The sequence below is a fragment of the Streptomyces sp. AM 4-1-1 genome (genome assembly GCF_029167625.1).
Lineage (GTDB): Bacteria > Actinomycetota > Actinomycetes > Streptomycetales > Streptomycetaceae > Streptomyces.
Map to the genome: position 1 here is coordinate 4,588,366 of NZ_CP119145.1, position 22,081 is coordinate 4,610,446.

Sequence of the window (22,081 nt, forward strand, 5' to 3'; positions counted from 1 at the left end):
TAACCGAGTTAAAAAGACAACTGAGTAACGATCGTTAGGTGTCGTCCGTCGTCGGACCGACCGCCGCACCGGCACCCGCACCCGGCCGGGCGGAAGGAGAAGGCGGGGGAGAAGGCCGCGGCTGCGGACCGACCGGCGCGTTCGAGGCTGCCGGGACATCCAGAGCCCGCCGCGCCGCCACCGCCGCCGCCCTCGTCCGCCGCGCCGTTCGGAACGCGTCCCACGTCAGCAGCGTGAGCGCCAGCCACACCAAGGAGAACCCGGCCCACCGCTCCAGCGGCATCGCCTCGTGGAAGTACACGATGCCCAGCAGGAACTGGAAGACCGGCGCCAGATACTGGAGCAGCCCCAGAGTCGACAGCGGCACCCTGATCGCCGCCGCGCCGAACAGGACCAGCGGTACGGCGGTGACGACCCCCGTCGCCGCGAGGAGCGCGGCGTGCCCCGCGCCCGCGGACACGAACGTCGAGTCGCCGCGCACGCCGATCCACACCAGATAACCGAGCGCGGGCAGGAACAGCACCGCGCTCTCGGCGGTCAGTGACTCCAGGCCGCCCATGTCGACCTTCTTCTTCACCAGCCCGTACGTCGCGAAGGAGAACGCCAGCGTCAGCGAGATCCAGGGCGGCTGCCCGTACCCGATCGCCAGCACCAGCACCGCCGCGACCCCGACGCCGACCGCCACCCACTGCGTGGGGCGCAGCCGCTCGCCGAGCAGCAGAACACCCATGGCGATGGTGACCAGCGGATTGATGAAGTAGCCGAGCGACGCCTCGACCACATGGCCGTTGTTGACCGACCAGATGTACAGACCCCAGTTGACCGAGATGGTGAGCGCGGCGACCGTGATCAGCCCCAGTTTCCGGGGCCTGCGTATCAGCTCACCGACCCACGCCCAGCGGCGCAGCGCCAGCAGCGCGACCCCGACGACCGCGAGTGACCACGCCATCCGGTGGGCCAGGATCTCGATCGCGCCCGACGGTTTCAGCAGCGGCCAGAAGAGCGGGACGACGCCCCACAGTCCGTACGCCCCGACACCGGACAGCAGTCCGGCCCGCTGTTCCTTGATCCCTGTCACGGGCCCCTCCCGGCATGCGTGCGCCGACCGCTCGGTTCGCGCGGCCGACTGCACGAAAGGTAACGCCGGGAGGGCGTCCAGTCATAGCCGTATCCGGTGGACGGTCATGACGTGGGGTGGTGAGTTCCAGCGCCGCGTGGCCGACGACGGGGACGAGGACCCAGGCAGCTCCTCCGAGCCGTACGCCGACGAGCTGACGCGGTCGGAGGCGAGCACCCCGAGCGCGGACCGGGCGCCGCCCCGCTGCCGTGCGCGGTGCGGCGCCCGGGTCGGGGCGGGTCGGGGGACCGTCAGCCGACGACCGTCCAGGTGTCGTTGCCCGCGAGGAGCGTGGCGAGGTCGCCCTTGCCGCCACGGTCGACGGCGGCGTCGAGCTGGTCGGACATCAGCGTGTCGTAGACCGGCCGGACGACATCGCGGAGCACCCCGATGGGGGTGTGGTGCAGGGTGTCCGGGTCGGCGAGCCGGGACAGCGCGAACGCGGTGGTGGGCGAGGTGGCGTGCGCGTCGTGCACCACGATCCGGGACTCGTTCTCCGGGGTGACGGCCACGACCTCCAGGTCCCCGGTCGCCGGGTTCCGTACGACGCCCTTGGAGCCCTCGGCGCCGAAGCGGATCGGCTGCCCGTGCTCCAGCCGGATCACCGCCTCCTCCGCCTGCTCCTTGTCCTTCAGCACCTCGAAGGCGCCGTCGTTGAAGATGTTGCAGTTCTGGTAGATCTCGACGAGGGCCGTGCCGGGGTGGTCGGCCGCCTGCCGGAGCACGCCGGTGAGGTGCTTGCGGTCGGAGTCGACCGTGCGGGCGACGAAGGACGCCTCCGCGCCGATGGCCAGCGACACCGGGTTGAAGGGGGCGTCGAGCGAGCCCATCGGGGTCGACTTGGTGATCTTGCCGACCTCGGAGGTCGGGGAGTACTGGCCCTTGGTGAGCCCGTAGATCCGGTTGTTGAAGAGCAGGATCTTCAGGTTCACATTGCGGCGCAGCGCGTGGATGAGGTGGTTGCCGCCGATGGACAGCGCGTCGCCGTCCCCGGTGACCACCCAGACGGACAGGTCCCGCCTGGAGGAGGCGAGCCCGGTCGCGATGGCCGGGGCGCGGCCGTGGATGGAGTGCATCCCGTACGTGTTCATGTAGTACGGGAACCGGGAGGAGCAGCCGATGCCCGAGACGAAGACGATGTTCTCCTTCGCGAGCCCCAGTTCGGGCATGAAGCCCTGCACGGCGGCGAGGACGGCGTAGTCACCGCAGCCGGGGCACCAGCGGACCTCCTGGTCGGACTTGAAGTCCTTCATCGACTGCTTGCCCTCGGCCTTGGGCACCAGCTGCAGAAGCTCGTTCGTGTCAGGCATCGATGACCTCCTGAAGGGCCGTGGCCAGTTGCTCGGCCTTGAACGGCATGCCGTTGACCTGGTTGTAACTCCGGGCGTCGACCAGGTACCTCGCCCGGATCAGGGTGGCGAGCTGGCCGAGGTTCATCTCGGGCACGACGACCTTGTCGTAGCGCTTCAGCACCGCGCCGAGGTTGGCGGGGAACGGGTTGAGGTGGCGCAGATGGGCCTGGGCGATCGGCTGCCCGGCCGCCCGCAGCCGCCGTACCGCCGCGGTGATCGGCCCGTACGTCGAGCCCCAGCCCAGCACCAGGGTGTTCGCGCCGCCCGTGTCGTCGACCTCCAGGTCCGGGACCTCGATGCCGTCGATCTTGGCCTGGCGGGTGCGGACCATGAAGTCGTGGTTGGCGGGGTCGTACGAGATGTTGCCGGTGCCGTCCTGCTTCTCGATGCCGCCGATGCGGTGTTCGAGACCGGGGGTGCCGGGCACGGCCCAGGGGCGGGCGAGGGTCCGCGGGTCGCGCTTGTAGGGCCAGAAGACCTCGGTGCCGTCGGCCAGCTCGTGGTTGGGGCCGCTCGCGAACCGGACGCGCAGATCGGGCAGGGAGTCGGTCTCCGGGATGCGCCACGGCTCGGAGCCGTTGGCGAGGTACCCGTCCGACAGGAGGAAGACCGGGGTGCGGTAGGTCAGCGCGATCCGGGCCGCGTCGACCGCGGCGTCGAAACAGTCCGCCGGGGTCCTCGGCGCCACGATCGGCACCGGGGCCTCGCCGTTGCGCCCGTACATCGCCTGGAGCAGATCCGCCTGCTCGGTCTTGGTCGGCAGACCGGTCGAGGGGCCGCCGCGCTGGATGTCCACGATCAGCAGCGGCAGCTCCAGCGACACCGCGAGACCGATGGTCTCCGACTTCAGCGCCACACCGGGACCGGACGTCGTCGTCACCGCGAGCGACCCGCCGAACGCGGCGCCGAGCGCGGCCCCGATCCCGGCGATCTCGTCCTCGGCCTGGAACGTCCGCACACCGAAGTTCTTGTGCCGCGACAGCTCGTGCAGGATGTCGGAGGCCGGGGTGATCGGGTACGAGCCCAGGTAGAGCGGCAGATCGGCCAGCCGGCCCGCCGCGATCAGACCGTAGGACAGCGCCAGGTTCCCGGAGATGTTGCGGTACGTGCCCGTGGGGAACGCCTGCGTCGCCGGGGCGACCTCGTACGAGACCGCGAAGTCCTCGGTGGTCTCGCCGAAGTTCCAGCCCGCCCGGAAAGCGGCGACGTTCGCCTCCGCGATCTGCGGCTTCTTGGCGAACTTCGTCCGCAGGAACGCCTCGGTGCCCTCCGTCGGGCGGTGGTACATCCACGACAGCAGCCCGAGCGCGAACATGTTCTTGCTGCGCTCGGCCTCCTTGCGGGGGAGCCCGAACTCCTTCAGCGCCTCGATCGTGAGGGTCGTCAGCGGCACCGGATGGACGTTGTACGCCTCCAGCGACCCGTCCTCCAGCGGACTGGTCGCGTAACCGACCTTCGCCATCGGACGCTTGGTGAACTCGTCGGTGTTCACGATGATGTCCGCACCGCGCGGCACATCACCGATGTTCGCCTTCAGCGCGGCCGGGTTCATCGCCACCAGGACGTTCGGGGCGTCGCCCGGGGTGAGGATGTCGTGGTCGGCGAAGTGCAGCTGGAAGCTGGAGACACCCGGCAGGGTGCCGGCGGGGGCGCGGATCTCGGCGGGGAAGTTCGGCAGCGTCGACAGGTCGTTCCCGAACGACGCCGTCTCCGACGTGAAACGGTCGCCCGTGAGCTGCATGCCGTCACCCGAGTCACCCGCGAAGCGGATGATGACCCGGTCCAGACGACGGACCTCCTTCTCGCCCGTGCCCGTGTGCGCCGGACGGGGCGCACGCTGCTCTCCGACCACAGTCTCGCTGGCGTCATCGGCCTGTTCGGCCGGGCTACTGACCTGGCTGGTCACTGAACTGGACCTCCCTCGGGGCGGCGGCTCGGGGCCGGCCGGCCCACCGGCGGTCCCCGGCCCACCCTACGTCGGTAAGGGTCACCTTCCCCGGACCGATCATATGGTGGACGTGTTTTTGAGACGAACGATCACCCAGGTTTGCCGTGGTTTGTCCACCTGCCGTTCTCTTCTCGACTGCTCCGTCCGCTCATTCTCCGGTCCTGGGTCCCGCGTCCCACTGGATGCTGACAGAGAGTCGGCCGTTCAGGAGTTCAGATAGGTGAGAACAGCGAGAACACGCCGGTGATCCCCGTCACTGGGCGAGAGCCCCAGCTTCAGGAAGATGTTGCTGACGTGCTTCTCCACCGCACCGTCGCTGACCACCAGCTGCCGGGCCACCGCGGAGTTCGTCCGCCCCTCGGCCATCAGACCCAGGACCTCCCGCTCCCGGGGGGTGAGATTGGCGAGCACGTCCTGTTTACGGCTGCGCCCCAGCAACTGCGCCACGACCTCCGGGTCCAGCGCGGTGCCGCCCTGTGCGACCCGCACCACCGCGTCCACGAACTCCCGGACCTCGGCGACCCGGTCCTTCAGCAGATACCCCACGCCCCGGGTGCTCCCGGCCAGCAGCTCGGTCGCGTACTGCTCCTCGACGTACTGGGAGAGGACCAGCACCCCGATCCCGGGGTGGTCCCGCCGCAGTCGCACGGCGGCCCGCACCCCCTCGTCGGTGTGCGTGGGCGGCATCCGCACATCGGCCACCACCACATCGGGCAGCTGCCGCTCGGCCGCCAGGTCGGCGATGGTCCTGAGCAGCGCCTCGGCGTCCCCGACCCCCGCGACGACATCGTGCCCGAGATCGGTCAGCAGCCGGGTGAGCCCCTCCCTGAGCAGTACCGAATCCTCGGCGATGACGACGCGCACCCTGTCCTCCACGACGCTGTTCCCCCCACTGTTGATGTATGTCCCGCCCTGATCCCCACAAGCATCCCAGCAAGGGGGCGGGCACAGGGCGGGGAGGGGGCCGGGGAGGCGGAGAGATGCCCAGGATGTGAGGGTGCGCCCTCAGCCGCGCCACGGCAGCTCGGCCGTGATCCTGGTCGGGCCGCCGACCGGGGAGTCGACGACGAGGATGCCGTCGACCGCGTCGAGCCGTTCCGTCAGACCGGCGAGCCCGCTGCCCGCCGAGACGTCCGCGCCACCCCGGCCGTTGTCGGTGATCTGGAGCATGAGCCGGTCCGCGGCCCGCCAGACGTCGACCGTCGCCCGGGTGGCGTGCGCGTGCTTGCTGACGTTCTGGAGCAGTTCCGAGACGGTGAAGTACGCGATGCCCTCGATCGCCTGCGCGGGGCGGGCGGGCAGGTCCACCTCGACGGTCACCGGGACGGTGCAGCGGGAGGCCACGGCGGAGAGCGCGGCGTCGAGTCCGCGGTCGGTCAGGACGGCGGGGTGGATGCCCCGGGCCAGGTCACGGAGTTCCTGGAGGGCGACCTTGACCTCGCCGTGGGCCTCGTCGACCATGCGGGCGGCGGCCTCGGGGTCCTCGGTCAGCTTCTCCTTCGCCAGCCCCAGATCCATCGCGAGGGCGACGAGGCGGGCCTGTGCGCCGTCGTGCAGATCGCGTTCGATGCGGCGGAGGTCGGCGGCGGCGGTGTCCACGACCACCCCCCGGTCCGACTCCAGCTCGGAGACGCGCTCCGCCAGCCGGGACGGGCCCAGCAGCCCGTACACCATCAGCCCCTCCACGGCCGCGAGACCACGGATCGTCCCCGCCCCGAAGAAGACGAGCACCAGCCCGGTCACACTGGTCGCCGCCACTTCCAGGGGCGAGTCGAGGAAGACCTGGTGGGTCCTGTCGCCGTACAGCTGGATGCCGCCCGTGCCGGCGTACGCGGGGAAGGTCCACCGCCACAGCGGATAGGTGAAGGCGGCCCAGCCCGACGCCCACAGAGTCACCGAGACGCAGAACGCGAAGACCGTCCACGGCAGGTGCAGCAGCGCGTAGAGCAGGTGCCGCCAGGACACCCCGCTCTTCAGCATCGCGCCGACCCATGACATCAGTCCGCCGGTCTTCCCCCGTACCGGCGCCGGGTCCGCGACCTCCAGACCGAGCAGCGCCCGCGCCCGCGCCCGCTCCAGCGCCCCCAGCCCCCGGCACATGGCCAGACCCACCGCGAGGATCGGAACCCCCAGGAAGGTGATCGCCATGCCGATGCCGAGCGAGGTCATCGAGACCGCGAAGCCGAACGACGCGATGCTGATCGGCAGGCTCAGCAGCAGATGGAGGAACGCGCGCCAGGTCCTGCCCTCGAAGGGCGCACGCAGCGCCGGCGGGAGGAAGTGCCTCGCCGGGGGGTTTTCCCGGGAGCCGAGGCCCGATCCCTGGTGATCCCGCGTGTCCGGTCCGTATGCCGTGACCATGGGTTCCGTCCGTTTCATCTCAGCGGGCCGAAGCCGCCGTCCCGACCGGGATGGCAACTGATACATCAAGAGTGCTGTTTCCTGGAGACCCGCACCATGAGGACGGTCTCCCTCTTCGACCGGGGGTTTTCCCCACCCCGGGACCATGCCGGGACCATGTTCGGCCCGCTCCGGGACCACGTCGGGACCACCCCGGGCCCTGCTCCGGGGGCGGCCGTGGTGCCCGAGGGGTTCGTTCCGCGGCTGTCACGTCGTGGCGCGTAGTGAGGCGTCATGGCGCGCCGTGAGGGTCGTGACGCGCCGTCTCACCTCTCGCCGCGTCGCCTCTCCCCGCGCCTCACCGTGCCGGTGCGGTGGCGTGCCGGTCGCGCCAGGGCAGCTCCGCGGTGACCGTCGTCGGCCCCCCGGCCGGTGAGTCGACGACGAACACCCCGTCGACGGCGCCCAGCCGCTCCGCGAGGCCCGACATCCCCGTACCGCCGTCCAGGCTCGCGCCGCCCTTTCCGTCGTCGGTCACCTGGATCAGCAGACGGTCGGCCGAGCGCCACACATCGACGGCCGCCGCCCGTGCCCGGCTGTGTTTGCTGACGTTCTGGAGCAGTTCCGAGACGGTGAAGTACGCGATGCCCTCGATCGCCTCGGCGGGCCGCCCCGGCAGGTCCACCGCCACCGTCACCGGGACGGTGCAGCGGGAGGCGATGGCGGAGAGCGCGGCGTCGAGTCCGCGGTCGGTGAGGACGGCGGGGTGGATGCCCCGGGCGAGATCGCGGAGTTCCTGGAGGGCGACCTTGATCTCGCCGTGGGCCTCGTCGACCATGCGGGCGGCGGCCTCGGGGTCCTCGGTCAGCTTCTCCTTCGCCAGCCCGAGCCCCATGGCGAGGGCGACGAGGCGGGCCTGTGCGCCGTCGTGCAGATCGCGTTCGATGCGGCGGAGGTCGGCGGCGGCGGTGTCCACGACCACCCCCCGGTCCGACTCCAGCTCGGCGATCCGCCGCTCCAGCTCGTCCGACGGCGAGAGCAGCCCCCGGACCATGCCCCGGTCGGCGTTGCTCAGCAGCCGCGCGGTGAACGGCAGCACCGGCCACAGCACGAAGAGGTTCACCATCGTCACGACGAACGTCAACACGCCCCAGGGCAGTCTGACGAACGAGTACAGCACCGATCGCCACCCCACCGGGTCCTTCAGGCTCGACCACAGCCAGGGCAGGAACCCCGGCTCCTTCCGCCCCAGCGCCATCGGACTCGGCTCGTCGACCCGCACCCCCAGCAGACGCCGCGCCCGCCGCCGCTCCAGCCCGCCGATCCACCGGGCGCCCTGGAGCCCCAGGGCGAGCAGTGGCAGACCGATCACCGTGACCGCGAGTCCCACGCCGACGCCGATCATGAACACTGTGTAAACAAAACCGACGACCGCCATCGGGAGATCGATCAGGAGATGCGAGATCTCCTTCCAGGTCCACCGGTCGAGGGCGAAACGCGCGGGCGGCGGCCGGTCGTTGTCCGGCACCTGGGGGCTCATGGTCATGGGTCCAAGCCTGCCCCGGCGGGACGGGGGCGCGCCATGGGGGCCGTGGGTGGGGGCGGAGTGGGGATAACCCCACCTGAGAGCCCGACGTCCCGCGACCCGGCCCGCGGCGTCGCGGTCGGTCAACGACGCTCCGCGCCGAATCCCTCCTCCCGCCCCGCAATCAAAGCCGGGCCTTGCAATCAAAGCCGCAGGACACCGCTCGCTGACCCACTCCCCATCACGGGGGAGGTCGTTACCGTCTCTTTAACAGGGCCTAGACTCCCGTGCGTACAGATCGTCGAACATGTTGACCATGTCGACCGTGGCCACCGGATCGACCCTGGTGACCGGAACGAAGCGGGTTCGAGGGAGCGAGGGGCGGACATGGCAGCTGTGACGGACCTGCCGGGGCCGACCGATCTCGGGGGCGCGTTCCGGATCACGGACCTCGCGACAGGCGCACCCCATGCCCCGGAGTTCGCGACGGGCGCGTTCCGGTCCCCGGGACTCGCGGCGGGCGCTTCCGGGTCCTCCGACTACTTCCACAGCTACTCCGTGGTGGGGCTGCTCGCCGTCGTCGGCGTGCTGTTCGTCGCCGTCGCCTTCGGGGCCGGGCGACTGCTGCGGCCCGTGGTGCCCACACCGGAGAAGCTTCTGACGTACGAGTGCGGCGTGGACCCCGTCGGCGAGGGCTGGGCACACACCCAGGTCCGCTACTACGTCTACGCCTTCCTGTACGTGGTCTTCGCCGTCGACTCGATCTTCCTGTTCCCCTGGGCGACCGTGTTCGCGGCGCCCGGATTCGGCGGGACGACACTGGTCGAAATGTTCATCTTCCTCGGTTTCCTGGCCGTAGGACTGCTCTACGCATGGAAGAAGGGCGTCCTCGAATGGGCGTGACGAGTCGACCGACCCCCGAGCCACGGCCCGGCCGGCGGACCGAGGCCCCGGGCGGTACCCGGCCCGAACCGGTCCCGCTGCCCGAACCCAAACGCCTCGGCGTGCTGTCACGCCTCGCGCCCGAGCCCATGAAGGTGGTCCTCAACTGGGGCCGCCGCTACAGCCTCTGGGTCTTCAACTTCGGGCTCGCCTGCTGTGCCATCGAGTTCATCGCCGCGTCCATGGCCCGGCACGACTTCATCCGGCTCGGCGTGATCCCGTTCGCGCCGGGCCCCCGGCAGGCGGACCTGATGATCGTCTCCGGCACGGTGACGGACAAGATGGCCCCGGCCGTGAAGCGGCTGTACGAGCAGATGCCCGAGCCGAAGTACGTCATCTCCTTCGGCGCCTGCTCCAACTGCGGCGGCCCGTACTGGGACTCCTACTCCGTGACGAAGGGCGTCGACCAGATCATCCCGGTCGATGTGTACGTACCGGGCTGCCCGCCCCGCCCGGAGGCCCTGCTCCAGGGCATCCTCAAGCTCCAGGAGAAGATCGCCCGCGAGTCGCTGGGCGAGCGGTACGCGACGGGCGGCGGCGGTCGGCCGTCCACCGCCGCGCTCCGCAGCGGCCTGGTCGCCGCCCCGGAGAACCCGGAGAACCCGGAGAACCCGGAGAACCCGGAGAACGCGGAGACTTCGCGGACCCCGGAGAATCCGCAGACCCCGCAGACCCCGGGGGAGGAGCGGAAGTGACCGCCGCGGAGACGTACGACCGGCTGCCCGACGCCGTCACCGAGATCTTCGGCGAGGAGGCCACCGCCGAGCACGCCTTCGACCTGCTCACCGTCGACGTGCCCGCGTCGGCCTGGATCACCGCACTCGAAACCGCCCGCACCACCCTGGACTGCGGTTACTTCGACTGGCTGAGCGCCGTCGACGAACCCGGCACCGGCTTCAGGGTCTGCGCCCATCTCGCGGCCCTGCACGGAGGCGGGGTCCGGCGGCTGCTGGTCCGCACGACCGTCCCGCACGAGGCGCCGACCCTGCCCAGCGCGATCGGTGTGTACGCGGGCGCCGCCTGGCACGAGCGCGAGACCCACGAGATGTTCGGCGTGGACTTCACGGACCACCCGCATCTGGTGCCGCTGCTGCTGCCCGAGGGCTTCGAGGGCCACCCGCTGCGCAAGGACTTCGTCCTGGCGGCCCGGGTCGCCAAGGCATGGCCGGGAGCCAAGGAGCCGGGCGAGTCCGAGCACGGCGGCCCCAAGCGCCGGCAGATGCTGCCGCCCGGGGTCCCCGACCCGAACGAATGGGGCCCGCTCAAGGGTCAGCTCCCGCCCGCCCCGGCCCGTCCGGCCCGCGCCGCGCGCGCGGCGGGCGACCGCCCGGCGCGCAGGACCCGCAGCGTGAGCGAGGGATACGCGAGCCGGCCGACGGCGGAGTCCCCGGGCACCACGCCGGGAACCGGCGGCACGGCCGCTCCGGAAGGTACGACCCCGGCTTCCGTGCCGAACCCCCCTCCTGCTACTGCCCCTGCCCCTGCCCCTGCTTCCGCCCCGCGCCGCGCCCGCAGCGCGTCCCAGGGTTCGGCGAGCCAACGCCCGGATTCCCGTCCGGCCGGCGAGACGCCCCGTCCGGCCGACGAGACGCCCCGGTCGGGCACCGCACCGGAGGGCGCATCGTCCGACGCGGCCCCGAAGGACGCACGGGCGGCGGACGGGACGACACCGGCGGCGGATACTTCGGCGCCAGGGAAGGACGCCGCGCCCGAGGCACGGAGCGCGGACGCCCCCTGGCACCACGCACGCCCGGCCTTCGAGGACACTCCCGCACCGGGGACGGCGGTACCGGGGACGGCGACGTCGGGTGGTGCTCCCGCACCGGAGACGGCGATCCCGGAGACCGCGACGTCGGGTGCTCCCGCGCCGGGGCCCTCCGAGCCCGAGCCCACCAGCGCAGAGCCCGAGTCCACCGAGTCCGGGCCCACCCGGCCGAAGTCCACCGAGCCCGAGCCAGGCTCCACCGGGTCCGAGCCCGGCTCCACCGGGTCCGGCTCCGCCGAGCCCGAGCCCGATTCCTCCGGCTCCGGCTCCGGCTCCGCCGAGCCCGACCGCACCGAGCCCGACCGCACCAAGCCCTCCGAGGAGTCCGGTCCCACCGCGTCCCCCGGACCCGAGGCGTCCGTAGACCGTCCTGACGGAGGCGATCCCGCGTGAACGACGTACTCGACGTCGCCATCCGGCTCATCATCGTCTTCGCCGCGTTCCTCGTTCTCCCGCTCGTCGTCGGGCAGGCCGAGCACAAGGTGATGGCGCACATGCAGGGCCGGCTCGGCCCCATGTACGCGGGCGGCTTCCACGGCTGGGCCCAGCTCGTCGCGGACGGGGTGAAGTTCGCGCAGAAGGAGGACATCGTCCCGGCCGACGCGGACCGCAAGGTCTTCCAGCTCGCGCCCGCCGTGGCCCTCCTCCCGTACCTCCTGGTCGTCCTCGTCATCCCGATCGGTCCGCAGGAGGGCGCGGTCGGGCAGGTCATCGACGCGGGCGTCTTCTTCGTGCTCGCCGTGATGGGCATCGGGGTGCTCGGCTCGTTGATGGCGGGCTGGGCGTCGGCCAATAAGTTCTCGCTGCTCGGCGGTCTGCGTACCGCTGCCCAACTGCTCGCGTACGAGCTGCCGATGCTTCTCGCCGCCGCCTCGGTGGCGATGGCCGCCGGCACCGTCTCGCTGCCCGGCATCCTCGACTCCTTCGAGTGGTGGTGGCTGCCGTGGCAGCTCATCGGCGCCCTCGTGTTCTTCGTCGCCGGTCTCGCCGAGTTGCAACGCCCGCCCTTCGACATGCCCGTGGCCGACTCCGAGATCATCTTCGGCGCGTACACCGAGTACACCGGTCTGCGGTTCGCCCTGTTCCTGCTCGCCGAGTACGCGGGCATCGTCGTCCTGTGCGGTCTGACCACCGTCCTCTTCCTCGGCGGCTGGCACGGTCCGTTCGGCGAGGACGGGCTGGGCTGGGTGTGGACCCTCCTCAAGACCGCGATCCTCGCGTTCGTCGTCATCTGGCTCCGCGTGACGTATCCCCGGCTGCGTGAGGACCAGTTGCAGAAGCTCGCCTGGACCACGCTCATCCCGCTCGCTCTCGCGCAGATCGCGCTCACCGGCATCGTGAAGGTGGCGATCCAGTAATGCCCCCGATCCCCGGCTCCGGCCTGGCCAAGGGCCTCGCCGTCACCCTGCGGACGATGACGAAGCGCACCGTCACCGCGCAGTACCCGGACGTGCAGCCCGAACTCCCGCCCCGTACCCGTGGCGTCATCGCGCTGTTCGAGGAGAACTGCACGGTCTGCATGCTCTGCGCCCGTGAATGCCCCGACTGGTGCATCTACATCGACTCCCACAAGGAGACCGTGCCCGCCGCCGCCCCCGGCGGCCGTGAGCGCAGCCGTAACGTCCTCGACCGCTTCGCCATCGACTTCTCCCTCTGCATGTACTGCGGTATCTGCATCGAGGTGTGCCCCTTCGACGCGTTGTTCTGGTCCCCGGAGTTCGAGTACGCGGAGACGGACATCCACGAGCTCACCCACGAGCGGGACAAGCTCCGCGAGTGGATGTGGACCGTGCCGGAACCGCCCGCGCTCGACCCGGGTGCCGAGGAGCCGAAGGAGGTCGCCGCCGCCCGCAAGACGGCGGAGAAGCTGGCGTCCCAGCGCGCGCAAGAGACCCGACAGGCCGAGGAAGCGGAGCAGGCCCGACAGGCCGAGAGGACAGAGCGGACGGAGCAGACGGAACAGGCGGATCGGGCCCAACAGGCCGGGCCCGGGACCACCGGAACGGTCCGCCCCGACAGCGCCGACACCGACAGGCCCAGCACCGACAGCCCCAGCACCGACCACTCCGGTCCCGACAGTCCGAAGGAGGGAAAGGAGTGACCCTCGCGACTGCCGTGAGCCACCCCGGCTTCCTCTCGCCGACCGGTGTCGAGATCGCCTTCGTCCTGTTCGGCATCGCCACCCTCGGCGCGGCCCTCATCACCGTCACGACCAAACAGCTGGTGCACGCCGCTCTCTGGCTGATCGTGGCGCTCGGCGGCCTCGCCGTCGAGTACCTGCTGCTCACGGCGGAGTTCATCGCCTGGGTGCAGGTGCTCATCTACGTCGGTTCCGTCGTCGTCCTCCTGCTCTTCGGCCTCATGCTCACCAGGGCCCCCATCGGCCGCTCGCCAAACGCCGATTCGGAGAACCGGTGGGTCGCCCTCGGGGTCGCCGTGGCCGCCGCGGGCACCCTCGTCTGGGTCGTCGTGGACGCGTTCCGCACCACCTGGATCGACCTGGACGGACCGGTCCAGGGCTCGACGAAGGTGTCCGGGGAGTTCCTGTTCCGGCACTGGGTGCTGCCGTTCGAGGCGCTGTCGGTCCTGCTGCTCGCCGCCCTGGTGGGCGCGATCGTCCTGTCCCGCAAGACCCGGACAGACAAGACCCGGACCGACAAGACACGGACCCACAGGGCCCGGACCGACAAGGCCGGGTCCGACAGGAACCAGGCCGGCAGAGCCCAGTCCGGCCAGAACCGGAACGGCGGAGCCCCGGACACCGGCACCCGGGACAGCCAGGCCGGCACGGCCCCGGACACCGGCACCCGGGCCCGCACGAACCGAGAGGGCCAGCGCTGATGCACCTCGCCTATCCCGCCGTGCTCGCCGCCCTCCTCTTCTGCGTCGGGCTGTACGGAGTGCTCGCCCGGCGCAACACGATCCTGATCCTGATGTCCGTCGAGCTGATGCTCAACGCCGTCAACCTCAACCTGGTCGCCTTCGACGTCTGGCTCCACGACGCCCTGCACTCGGGCCAGGCCCTCACCCTCTTCACCATCGCCATCGCCGCGGCCGAGATCGGCATCGGCATGGCGATCGTCCTCGCGGTGTACCGCAACCGTGGCAGCTCGGACATCGACCGGCTCCGCGACACCGCTGAGACCGACGCCGCCGAGGACCTTCCCGAGGACGACCCCGACGACGAAGATCCCGACGACGACGCAGACCCTGACGAGGCCGAAGGCGCGGGCACCGAAGACCCCGCCTCAGCGGCACGGAAGGCAAAGAAGGCAGAGGCCACCGCGTGACCACCACGACCCTCGCCGTCCTCGTCCCCCTCCTTCCCTTCCTCGGCGCGGCCGCCGGTCTCCTCCTCGGCAGGACCGCCCCCGGTTTCGTACGCCCGCTCGCCGTACTGCCCACCCTCGCCGCGGCCGTCCTCGCCGTGGCCGTCGCCGTGCGCCAGGGCGGCGGCCGGGCCGTCGACGCCGCGACCCAGCTCACCCCCACCGGCTCGGTCCCCATCGACCTCGCCCTCCACCTCGACGGCTTCGCCGTCCTCGTCGCCGCTCTCGTCGGACTCGTCGCGACCTGCGTGCAGATCTACTCGATCGCCTATCTGCGCGACGACCCCCGCTACCCCTCGTACGCGGCCCTCGTCTCCCTCTTCACCTCCGCCATGCTGCTCGTCGTCTACTCCGGCGACCTGATGGTGCTGCTGGTCGGCTGGGAGGTCATGGGCATCTGCTCGTACTTCCTCGTCGGTCACTACTGGGAAACGCCTGAGGCCCGCGCCGCCTCCCTGAAGGCGTTCCTGGTCACCAAACTCGGCGACGTCCCCTTCCTGATCGGTCTGTTCGCGCTCGCCGCGGACACCGGCACCTTCCGGATCACCGGTGTCCTCGACGCCGTCACCACCGGCGGACTCGACCACCCCACCCTGATCGCGCTGCTGCTCCTCGCGGGTGTCGCGGGCAAGTCCGCGCAGTTCCCCCTGCACACCTGGCTGCCCGACGCGATGGCCGGCCCGACCCCGGTGTCCGCCCTGATCCACGCCGCGACGATGGTCGCCGCCGGCATCTACTTCGTGGCCAGGCTGCTGCCCGTCTTCGCCGCCTCCGGCGCCGCCCTCGTCGTCCTCTCCGTGATGGCCGCCGTCACGATGATCGGTTCGGGGCTCGCCGCCCTCGCCCAGGACGACATCAAACGCGTCCTGGCCTACTCGACCATCGGGCAGCTCGGCTACATGTCCGGCGCCCTCGCCGTCGGCGACCGGGGCGCCGCCGTCTTCCACCTCATCTCGCACGGTGCCTTCAAGGCCGTCCTCTTCCTCGCCGCGGGCGTCGTCATCCACGCCGCCGGGACCAACTCACTGGCCGCCATGTCCCGTATGGGCGACCTCAGAAAGCGGATTCCCGACGCCTACTGGACGATGACCGTCGCCCTGCTCGCGCTCGCCGCCATCCCGCCGTTCGCCGGCTTCTTCTCCAAGGAAGCCGTCCTCGTCGCCGCCGAGCACACCGCCCTCGGAGACCGGCACATCGCCCCGGCCGCCGCCGGCTGGACGATCCTCGTCGCCGGACTCGCCGCCGCCGTCCTCACCGCCGGGTACGCCACCCGGCTGTGGCTCCTCGCCTTCCGGGGCCGCGGCGCCGAGGCACCCGACCACGGCAGGCAGCCCGTCGCCATGACCACCGTCCTCTGGGTCCTGGCCGTCCCGACCATCGGCCTCGGCCTCGCCGTCGGGCCGATCGGCGACTGGTTCGACGGACACAGCCTCACCCCCTCGCTCACCACCGGCGTCCTCTCCACCGGTGTCGCGCTCGTCGGCGGACTCGTGACCTACGGCGCCTGGCGGCACACCACCGCCCTCGCCGCCCGCACCCCGATGGGCGCCGTCGTCGCCCGCCCCGACCGGGAACCCGCCCTCGTCGAGGCCGAGGCCATGACCACGCACGCCGCCGTCTACGGCCACATCGCGGACGCCCCCGACCCCGCGGACCCCGGCCGGCTCCTCCTGGGCCCGCTCCACCGCCACGCGGCCACCGGCTTCCACCTCGACGGCGTCTACCAGGTGCTGTTCGTCCGCCCCATCCAGGCCGCCGCCCGCCTCGTCCGCTTCCTGGACCGCGAGGTCGTCGACACCTATGTACGCGGCACCGGCACGGGCGCCCGCCGGCTCGGCACCGCCGTCCGCCGCGCCCAGACCGGCAATGTGCAGAGCTACCTCAGCGCGCTGCTCACCGGCTCCCTTGTCCTGGCGATCGCCGCCGTCGTCTTTGCCCATGTCAACGCCGGGTCGTGAGCCGTGATCGATATCAGCGAATCAGTGATGCAGTTCCTTCTCGCGTTCGTCGTCGCCGGCCCGCTCATCGGCGCGGTCGCCGTGCTCCTCCCGGCCCCGCCCGGGCTCAAGGGCAAGAACCCCGACCAGGCCGCGCTCCGCCACGGCGTCACCGTGACCGGGGTGATCCTGCTCGCCGCGATCGTCCTGGCCATCGGCTTCGACCACGACAACCCGTCGAAGATGCAGGCCAACACCGACATCAACTGGATTCCGGCGCTCGACGTCCGCATCCACCTCGGCATCGACGGCATCTCGCTCCCCCTTCTCGTACTGACCGCGCTGCTGACCTTCCTCTGCGCGCTCCACAGCTACTTCAAAATGCCCGCGGGCCCGTCCCCCCGGGCCTTCGTCGCACTCGTCCTGGTCCTCGAATCCGGCACCCTCGCCACCTTCGCCGTCCTCGATCTGCTCCTGTTCTTCCTGGCGTTCGAGATGGTCCTCATCCCGATGTACTTCCTCATCGCCCGCTGGGGCGGTGCCCAGCGGCAGGCCGCCGCCTGGAAGTTCGTCCTCTACACACTGCTCGGCTCGGTCGTCATGCTGCTGGGCCTGCTCCTCATCGGGCTGAAGAGCGGCACCTTCGACATGGTGGCACTCGCCACTGACAACGGCCGTGGACTCACCTCGTCCGTGCAGGTCATCGCCGTACTGGCGGTCGGGATCGGGCTCGCCGTGAAGACCCCCATGTGGCCGCTGCACAGCTGGCTCCCGGACGCGCACACCGCCGCCCCCACCGTCGGCTCGGTCCTCCTCGCGGGCGTCCTGCTGAAGATGGGGACGTACGGATTCGTCCGTATCCTGCTCCCGATCGCACCCGACGGGATGCACACCTTCGCGCCCTACCTCGCGGCCTTCGCGGTCGTCGGCATCATCTACGGGTCGCTCGCCTGCCTGGCGCTCGCCCGCAGCGGTTCCAAGGGCGACCTGAAGCGGCTCATCGCGTACTCCTCCGTCGGCCACATGGGCTTCGTCCTGCTCGGCATCGCGACCATGACCCCCACCGGGGTCAACGGCGCGCTCTTCGCGAACATCGCCCACGGCCTCATCACCGGGCTGCTCTTCTTCCTGGTCGGGGCCATCAAGGACCGGTACGGCACCGCCGACCTCGACACCCTCTCCGGCGCCACCGGGGCCGCCCTCTACGGCCGCGCCCCCCGCCTCGGAGCCCTCCTCGCCTTCGCCGCCGTCGCCTCGCTCGGCCTGCCGGGACTCGCCGGGTTCTGGGGCGAGATGCTGACCCTGTTCGGCGCCTTCGACCCCGCCGAAGGGCTCAGCCGCCCGGCCTTCCGCACCTTCATGGCGATCGGCGCGTTCGGCACCCTGCTCACCGCCGCGTACATGCTCATCGTGGTGCGCCGGATCTGCATGGGCGAGAAGGACGGGAAACGGGAGGAGCCACACCGACCGGCCGACGTGCAGACGTACGAATTCGCCGCCTGGACCCCTCTCGTCGCCCTCACCGTCCTCGCCGGACTCTGGCCCGCGGTCCTCCTCGGCCTCACCGACCCGGCCGTGCAGAAGCTCCTCGCAGGAGGCAAGTCGTGACCGCAGCCGTCGTGACCACAGCGGCCCAGAACGCCCCGGGCCTCGTCCGGGCGGCGGCCGAGAACACCCCCGACCTCGTCCGGGCGGCGGCCGGGAGCATGCCCAGCCTGGTCCAGTCCGTCGACTGGCTCGCCATCGCCCCGCCCGTCGTCGTCGCGGCCGTCGCCCTCGCCGTGCTCGTCGCCGACCTCTTCGTACCGCGCCGGAGCAAACCGCTCCTCGGCTACGCCACCATCGCCGGACTGGTCGCGGCCCTCGCCCTGCTCGTCCCGATCCGGGCCGGCGACCGCTCCACCTTCTGCCTCACCACCGACAGCCACGCGTGCAGCTACACCGCCGACCACTTCACCCTCGTCATCCAGGCCCTGGTGCTCGGCGGCGCCCTGCTCACCGCGCTGCTCTCGCTCGCCGACACCCGCAAGCTCCCCGCGGGCGAGTTCTGGTTCCTGCTGCTGTCCTCCGCGGCCGGCGCCGCGCTGCTGCCCGCCGCACGCGACCTGGCCACCCTCGTCGTCGCCCTCGAAGTCGCCTCGCTGCCCGCGTTCGCGCTCGTCGGCATCAAGCGCGGCGACCGGCGCTCCTCCGAGGCCGCGCTGAAGTTCTTCCTCTCCTCCGTCGTCGCCACCGCCGTGACGCTGCTCGGCGTCAGCTTCGTGTACGCGACGACCGGCACCGTCCACCTCACCGAGATCGCCGGCCGCCTGGACGACGTGCCCGGCCGGTTCGAGACGCTCGCCGGGGCCGGCGTCGTCCTGACCCTCGTCGGATTCGCCTTCAAGACGGCCGCCGCCCCCTTCCACTTCTGGGTCCCCGACACCTACGTGGGAGCACCGCTGCCGGTCGCCGCCTATCTGTCGGTGGTCGGCAAGGCGGTCGGTTTCTCCGGACTGATCCTGGTCACCGTGATCGCGTTCCCGTCGTACGCCGATGTCTGGGGACCGGCCCTCGCCGTGCTCGCCGCGCTCACCATGACCATCGGCAACGTCGCGGCACTCAGGCAGTCCGCCGACCGCGCCCGCAGCGCGGTACGGCTGCTCGCCTGGTCGTCGGTGGGGCAGGCCGGCTATCTGCTGGTGCCGATCGCCGCCGCCGCGTACTCCAGCGACGACCAGATCGGCGCGACCGTCGCGTACGCCCTGATGTACGCCGTGGTGAACCTCGGCGCGTTCGCGGTGGCCGCCCTCGTCGCCCGTACCGCCCCGGGCAACCGCCTCAGCGACTACCGGGGCCTGTACGCCACCCGGCCGGTGACCGCCCTGGTGATGGGGTTCTTCCTGCTCTGCCTGGCCGGGCTGCCGCCCGGCATCATCGGCCTGTTCGCCAAGGTCACGGTGTTCTCCTCGGCCGTCGACGCGGGCCTCGGCTGGCTCGCGGTCGTCATGGCCGCGAACGTGGTGATCGGTCTCTACTACTACCTCCGGTGGACCGCGACCCTCTTCCGCGCCCCGGCCGACGAGCCCGACGGAGCCCCGGCGGTCCCGGCCCCGGTCGCGGCCCCCGCCGCCCCGGACCGGCTCCGCGCACCGGCCGCGCTCACCACGGCGATCGCCCTCACGGCCGTCGTCGGCGTCGTGCTCTCGGGTGCTCCCCAGCTGGTACTGAGGTTCGCGGCGATCGACCTTTTCTGATCGTTTCCGACCGCTGCTGATCCGCTCCGCAGCGCCCCGGAGATCGGTTTGCCGTGGCCGGCTCTCCCGGTGCATGGTCATGGCTGCACATGCCCCCCGGGCGGGACGGACGACTCGGAACGGGCGACGGACGGCCCGCGACGGCGGGCCGACACAGAGGAGAGAGAAGCAGTGCTGAACGGGTTCAAGGACTTCATCCTGCGCGGAAACATCATCTCGATGGCCATCGGTCTGGCCGTCGGGGCCGCGTTCACCGCAGTCGTCAGCGGATTCAGCACCGCCTTCATCACCCCGCTCATCGGCCTCGCCACCGGCTCGGTCGGCGACTTCAGCGCCGCCACCTTCTCGGTGGAGGGCGCCGAGTTCCCGTACGGGAAGTTCCTCGCCGCCGCCATCGCCTTCCTGATCACCGCCGCCGTCCTCTACTTCGGCGTCGTCGTGCCCATGACCAAGGTGCAGACCCGCTTCGCGAGCGCCAAGAACGAGAAGGTCGACATCAAGGCGGCCCTGCGCGACTGCCCGCGCTGCTACGCCGAGATCCCCTCCGTCGCCTCCCGCTGCTCGCACTGCACCAGTGACGTCGACCCGGACCTGGAGGCCCTGGCGCTCGCCGGGCTGCCCGCCCCGCGCCCCGGTGCCACCCCGGCGGACCGCGCCGGCGCGACCACGAACGACAGTTCCGGAACGACCACGGCCGACCGCCCGGACGCCGCCACGGCCGACCGCCCCGAAGCCACCGCGGTCCACCGCTCCGACACCGATCAGCGCGCCGACAGCGCCCAGCGCTGACACCCGTACGGCCCACGCCCCGGCCGCGCGCACAAGGGAACTAGCTCTCCTCGTCCGGCGTTGACCAGTACGGGAAGCTCCACTGGAGAGTGGAGCACCCGAGCAAAAGGGTCCCCCTGCCGCACCACTTGGAGGGCGTACCGTGCACCGCCGGCACAATGGGCTGAAGACCGCCGTTCTCCTCGGGGGCCTGTCCGCACTCATCATCGTCATCGGCGGCCTCTTCGGCCGTACGGGTCTGCTCGTCGCCCTGCTCGTCGCGCTCGGCACCAACGGCTACGCCTACTGGAACAGCGACAAGCTGGCACTGCGGGCCATGCGGGCCCGACCCGTCGGCGAGTTCGAGGCGCCCCAGCTCTACCGCATGGTCCGCGAGCTCTCCACCGAGGCCCGCCGGCCCATGCCCCGGCTGTACATCTCCCCGACCCAGGCGCCCAACGCCTTCGCCACCGGCCGCAACGCGCGCAACGCCGCCGTGTGCTGCACCGACGGCATCCTGCAGATCCTCAACGAGCGGGAACTGCGCGGTGTCCTCGGCCACGAGCTGAGCCATGTGTACAACCGCGACATCCTGATCTCCTCCGTCGCCGGAGCACTCGCCTCCGTCGTGATGTTCCTGGTGAACTTCGCCTGGCTGATCCCGATCGGCCGGTCCGACGACGACGACGGCCCCGGCATCTTCGGCATGCTGCTGATCATGATCCTGGGCCCGCTCGCCGCGTCCGTCATCCAACTGGCCGTCAGCCGCTCCCGGGAGTACGAGGCGGACGCCTCCGGCGCCCAGCTGACCGGCGACCCGTTGGCACTGGCCAGTGCCCTGCGTAAGCTCGACGCGGGCACGAAACAGCTCCCGCTGCCGCCCGAGCCGAGGATCGAGACCGCGAGCCACATGATGATCGCGAACCCGTTCCGTCCCGGCGAGGGCATGGCCAGGATGTTCTCGACCCATCCGCCGATGGCGGAGCGCATCGCCCGACTCGAACAGATGGCAGGTCACCGCCCGTGAAGACGATTCTGAACGTCGTATGGCTCATCCTGTGCGGCTTCTGGATGTTCCTCGGCTATCTGCTCGCGGGCGTGCTCCTGTGCATCACGATCATCGGGATTCCGTTCGGCCTCGCCGCCTTCAGGATCGGGATCTACGCCCTCTGGCCGTTCGGTCACACCGTCGTCGACCGCCGGGACGCGGGCGCCGCCTCCTGCGTCGGCAATGTCCTGTGGCTGATCCTCGCGGGCTGGTGGCTGGCGATCGGCCACATCGTCACGGGCATCGCCCTGTGCGTCACGGTCATCGGCATCCCGCTCGGCATCGCGAACTTCAAGCTCATCCCGGTGTCACTGCTGCCCCTCGGCAAGGAGATCGTCCCGACCGACCGGCCGTTCGCCGCACGCTGACAGCTGTCCCCGGGCACCCCCGCGAGGCCGCGCGACCCCGGTCCTGCGCCCGGCTCAAGGCATCACCGGGCAACCGTCCCCACCCCTTCGGCGTCCTGGATAGCAGGACAGGCTGAAGGGTAGGTTCGCGGGCATGAGCATCATTGGTTGGATCATTCTCGGGCTGCTCGCGGGACTCATCGCGAAGCTCCTGCTCCCGGGCCGGGACCCCGGCGGCATCATCGGCACCACCCTCATAGGCATCGTCGGTGCCTTCCTCGGTGGCTGGATCTCCTCGCGCTTCCTCGACCGCCCCATCTCCAAGGACTTCTACGACAGCGGGACATGGCTCTCCGCCATCGGCGGCTCCCTGGTCCTGCTGATCCTCTACCGGTTGCTCTTCGGCAACTCCCGGGACCGCCGCTGA

At 71.0% G+C, this 22,081-nt stretch carries 19 protein-coding genes and 1 pseudogene; 14 read left to right on the forward strand and 6 right to left on the reverse strand.

Going from position 1 to position 22,081, the window contains the following annotated elements; translation table 11 throughout:
- Positions 1-34: 34 nt before the first annotated feature.
- The 6 genes from rarD to PZB75_RS19430 form a co-directional block, all read right to left on the reverse strand.
- A complete protein-coding gene (gene rarD / locus PZB75_RS19405) occupies positions 35-1,078 on the reverse strand; it encodes an EamA family transporter RarD (protein WP_275536577.1) in 1,044 nt (347 codons plus the stop codon).
- Positions 1,079-1,368: 290 nt separating this feature from the next.
- Entirely contained in the window at positions 1,369-2,427 is a 1,059-nt protein-coding gene (locus PZB75_RS19410; protein WP_275536578.1) for a 2-oxoacid:ferredoxin oxidoreductase subunit beta, read from the reverse strand.
- Positions 2,420-4,375: a 2-oxoacid:acceptor oxidoreductase subunit alpha gene (locus PZB75_RS19415; protein ID WP_275536579.1), complete on the reverse strand. Its 1,956-nt coding sequence runs from the start codon at positions 4,373-4,375 to the stop codon at positions 2,420-2,422. Before PZB75_RS19415 ends, PZB75_RS19410 begins: the two co-directional genes overlap by 8 nt.
- A 246-nt stretch (positions 4,376-4,621) precedes the next feature.
- Positions 4,622-5,281 carry a response regulator transcription factor gene (locus tag PZB75_RS19420; protein ID WP_343286281.1) on the reverse strand — a complete coding sequence of 220 codons (660 nt, stop codon included), beginning with the start codon at positions 5,279-5,281 and terminating at the stop codon, positions 4,622-4,624.
- Positions 5,282-5,422: 141 nt separating this feature from the next.
- On the reverse strand, positions 5,423-6,778 hold the full coding sequence (locus tag PZB75_RS19425; protein ID WP_275536581.1) for a sensor histidine kinase: 1,356 nt from the start codon (positions 6,776-6,778) through the stop codon (positions 5,423-5,425).
- Between the two features lie 337 nt (positions 6,779-7,115).
- Positions 7,116-8,303 (reverse strand): sensor histidine kinase, encoded by a 1,188-nt coding sequence (locus PZB75_RS19430; protein WP_275536582.1) that lies wholly within the window; start codon positions 8,301-8,303, stop codon positions 7,116-7,118.
- A gap of 537 nt (positions 8,304-8,840) precedes the next feature.
- Here PZB75_RS19430 and PZB75_RS19435 point away from each other — a divergent pair.
- From PZB75_RS19435 to PZB75_RS19500, 14 genes and pseudogenes are all read left to right on the forward strand, one after another.
- Positions 8,841-9,185: an NADH-quinone oxidoreductase subunit A gene (locus tag PZB75_RS19435; protein ID WP_275538771.1), complete on the forward strand. Its 345-nt coding sequence runs from the start codon at positions 8,841-8,843 to the stop codon at positions 9,183-9,185.
- Positions 9,176-9,919 (forward strand): NADH-quinone oxidoreductase subunit B, encoded by a 744-nt coding sequence (locus PZB75_RS19440; protein ID WP_275536583.1) that lies wholly within the window; start codon positions 9,176-9,178, stop codon positions 9,917-9,919. The genes PZB75_RS19435 and PZB75_RS19440 overlap by 10 nt, the downstream gene beginning before the upstream one ends.
- On the forward strand, positions 9,916-11,382 hold the full coding sequence (locus PZB75_RS19445) for an NADH-quinone oxidoreductase subunit C (RefSeq protein WP_275536584.1): 1,467 nt from the start codon (positions 9,916-9,918) through the stop codon (positions 11,380-11,382). The genes PZB75_RS19440 and PZB75_RS19445 overlap by 4 nt, the downstream gene beginning before the upstream one ends.
- On the forward strand, positions 11,379-12,347 hold the full coding sequence (locus PZB75_RS19450; RefSeq protein ID WP_275536585.1) for a complex I subunit 1 family protein: 969 nt from the start codon (positions 11,379-11,381) through the stop codon (positions 12,345-12,347). Before PZB75_RS19445 ends, PZB75_RS19450 begins: the two co-directional genes overlap by 4 nt.
- Positions 12,347-13,090 (forward strand): 4Fe-4S binding protein, encoded by a 744-nt coding sequence (locus PZB75_RS19455; protein ID WP_275536586.1) that lies wholly within the window; start codon positions 12,347-12,349, stop codon positions 13,088-13,090. The genes PZB75_RS19450 and PZB75_RS19455 overlap by 1 nt, the downstream gene beginning before the upstream one ends.
- Complete coding sequence (locus PZB75_RS19460; protein ID WP_275536587.1) at positions 13,087-13,830, forward strand: NADH-quinone oxidoreductase subunit J; 744 nt, start codon at positions 13,087-13,089, stop codon at positions 13,828-13,830. The genes PZB75_RS19455 and PZB75_RS19460 overlap by 4 nt, the downstream gene beginning before the upstream one ends.
- Positions 13,830-14,279 (forward strand): NADH-quinone oxidoreductase subunit NuoK, encoded by a 450-nt coding sequence (gene nuoK / locus PZB75_RS19465; protein WP_275536588.1) that lies wholly within the window; start codon positions 13,830-13,832, stop codon positions 14,277-14,279. The genes PZB75_RS19460 and nuoK overlap by 1 nt, the downstream gene beginning before the upstream one ends.
- Positions 14,276-16,276: an NADH-quinone oxidoreductase subunit L gene (locus tag PZB75_RS19470; RefSeq protein ID WP_275536589.1), complete on the forward strand. Its 2,001-nt coding sequence runs from the start codon at positions 14,276-14,278 to the stop codon at positions 16,274-16,276. Before nuoK ends, PZB75_RS19470 begins: the two co-directional genes overlap by 4 nt.
- A 27-nt stretch (positions 16,277-16,303) precedes the next feature.
- The gene (locus PZB75_RS19475; protein ID WP_275536590.1) at positions 16,304-17,863 is read left to right on the forward strand and encodes an NADH-quinone oxidoreductase subunit M; all 1,560 of its coding nucleotides are present in this window, start codon (positions 16,304-16,306) and stop codon (positions 17,861-17,863) included.
- 98 nt (positions 17,864-17,961) lie between these two features.
- Positions 17,962-19,491: an NADH-quinone oxidoreductase subunit N gene (locus tag PZB75_RS19480; protein WP_275538772.1), complete on the forward strand. Its 1,530-nt coding sequence runs from the start codon at positions 17,962-17,964 to the stop codon at positions 19,489-19,491.
- 171 nt (positions 19,492-19,662) lie between these two features.
- Positions 19,663-20,121, forward strand: a pseudogene (locus PZB75_RS19485) (MscL family protein); the annotation flags it as partial.
- 301 nt (positions 20,122-20,422) lie between these two features.
- On the forward strand, positions 20,423-21,286 hold the full coding sequence (htpX, locus tag PZB75_RS19490; RefSeq protein WP_275536591.1) for a zinc metalloprotease HtpX: 864 nt from the start codon (positions 20,423-20,425) through the stop codon (positions 21,284-21,286).
- Entirely contained in the window at positions 21,283-21,675 is a 393-nt protein-coding gene (locus PZB75_RS19495) for a YccF domain-containing protein (RefSeq protein ID WP_275536592.1), read from the forward strand. Before htpX ends, PZB75_RS19495 begins: the two co-directional genes overlap by 4 nt.
- Positions 21,676-21,808: 133 nt before the next feature.
- Complete coding sequence (locus tag PZB75_RS19500) at positions 21,809-22,081, forward strand: GlsB/YeaQ/YmgE family stress response membrane protein (RefSeq protein ID WP_275536593.1); 273 nt, start codon at positions 21,809-21,811, stop codon at positions 22,079-22,081.